This window comes from Brenneria sp. L4-2C (assembly GCF_040240335.1).
Taxonomy (GTDB): domain Bacteria; phylum Pseudomonadota; class Gammaproteobacteria; order Enterobacterales; family Enterobacteriaceae; genus Brenneria.
In genome coordinates this window covers 1-1,872 of record NZ_JBEIAC010000052.1, presented here as the reverse complement: position 1 = coordinate 1,872, position 1,872 = coordinate 1, and the positions used below count along the sequence as shown (strand labels likewise).

Genomic DNA, 1,872 nt, shown 5'->3' with positions numbered 1-1,872 from the left:
GGTGTTGTAAGGTTAAGCCTCTCGGGTCATTAGTACTGGTTAGCTCAATGCATCGCTGCACTTACACACCCAGCCTATCTACGTCGTCGTCTTCAACGGCCCTTCAGGGGCATCAAGTGCCCAGGGAAGACTCATCTCGAGGCAAGTTTCGCGCTTAGATGCTTTCAGCGCTTATCTCTTCCGCACGTAGCTACCGGGCAATGCAATTGGCATCACAACCCGTACACCAGTGGTGCGTTCACTCCGGTCCTCTCGTACTAGGAGCAACCCCTCTCAATCTTCCAACGCCCACGGCAGATAGGGACCGAACTGTCTCACGACGTTCTAAACCCAGCTCGCGTACCACTTTAAATGGCGAACAGCCATACCCTTGGGACCTACTTCAGCCCCAGGATGTGATGAGCCGACATCGAGGTGCCAAACACCGCCGTCGATATGAACTCTTGGGCGGTATCAGCCTGTTATCCCCGGAGTACCTTTTATCCGTTGAGCGATGGCCCTTCCATTCAGAACCACCGGATCACTAAGACCTGCTTTCGCACCTGCTCGAGCCGTCACTCTCGCAGTCAAGCTAGCTTATGCCTTTGCACTAACCTCCTGATGTCCGACCAGGATTAGCTAACCTTCGTGCTCCTCCGTTACTCTTTGGGAGGAGACCGCCCCAGTCAAACTACCCACCAGACACTGTCCGCAACCCCGCTCAGGGGCCCACGTTAGAACATCAAACATTAAAGGGTGGTATTTCAAGGTCGGCTCCATGCAGACTGGCGTCCACACTTCAAAGCCTCCCACCTATCCTACACATCAAGGCTCAAGGTTCAGTGTCAAGCTATAGTAAAGGTTCACGGGGTCTTTCCGTCTTGCCGCGGGTACACTGCATCTTCACAGCGAGTTCAATTTCACTGAGTCTCGGGTGGAGACAGCCTGGCCATCATTACGCCATTCGTGCAGGTCGGAACTTACCCGACAAGGAATTTCGCTACCTTAGGACCGTTATAGTTACGGCCGCCGTTTACCGGGGCTTCGATCAAGAGCTTCGCATTGCTGCTTACCCCATCAATTAACCTTCCGGCACCGGGCAGGCGTCACACCGTATACGTCCACTTTCGTGTTTGCACAGTGCTGTGTTTTTATTAAACAGTTGCAGCCAGCTGGTATCTGCGACTGCGCACCGCTCCAAGAGCAAGTCTCTTCACCGCGCACAGCGTGCCTTCTCCCGAAGTTACGGCACCATTTTGCCTAGTTCCTTCACCCGAGTTCTCTCAAGCGCCTGAGTATTCTCTACCTGACCACCTGTGTCGGTTTGGGGTACGATTGACTGTTACCTGGAGCTTAGAGGCTTTTCCTGGAAGCGTAGCATCGGTTACTTCATCACCGTAGTGACTCGTCATCACGCCTCAGTGTTAACGGTGTTCCGGATTTACCAAAAACACCCACCTTCACGCTTAAACCGGGACTACCGTCGCCCGGCCAACCTAGCTTTCTCCGTCCCCCCTTCGCAGTAACAACCAGTACGGGAATATTAACCCGTTTCCCATCGACTACGCCTTTCGGCCTCGCCTTAGGGGTCGACTCACCCTGCCCCGATTAACGTTGGACAGGAACCCTTGGTCTTCCGGCGTGCGGGTTTTTCACCCGCATTATCGTTACTTATGTCAGCATTCGCACTTCTGATACCTCCAGCAGCCCTCACAGGCCACCTTCGCAGGCTTACAGAACGCTCCCCTACCCAACAACACATAGTGTCGCTGCCGCAGCTTCGGTGCATGGTTTAGCCCCGTTACATCTTCCGCGCAGGCCGACTCGACCAGTGAGCTATTACGCTTTCTTTAAATGATGGCTGCTTCTAAGCCAACATCCTGGCTGTCTGGG

General features: G+C 54.1%; 1 rRNA gene. It reads right to left on the bottom strand.

From position 1 onward, the window contains the following. Positions 1-8: 8 nt before the first annotated feature. Positions 9-1,872: ribosomal RNA gene (locus ABRZ26_RS24980) — 23S ribosomal RNA — on the bottom strand; the annotation flags it as partial.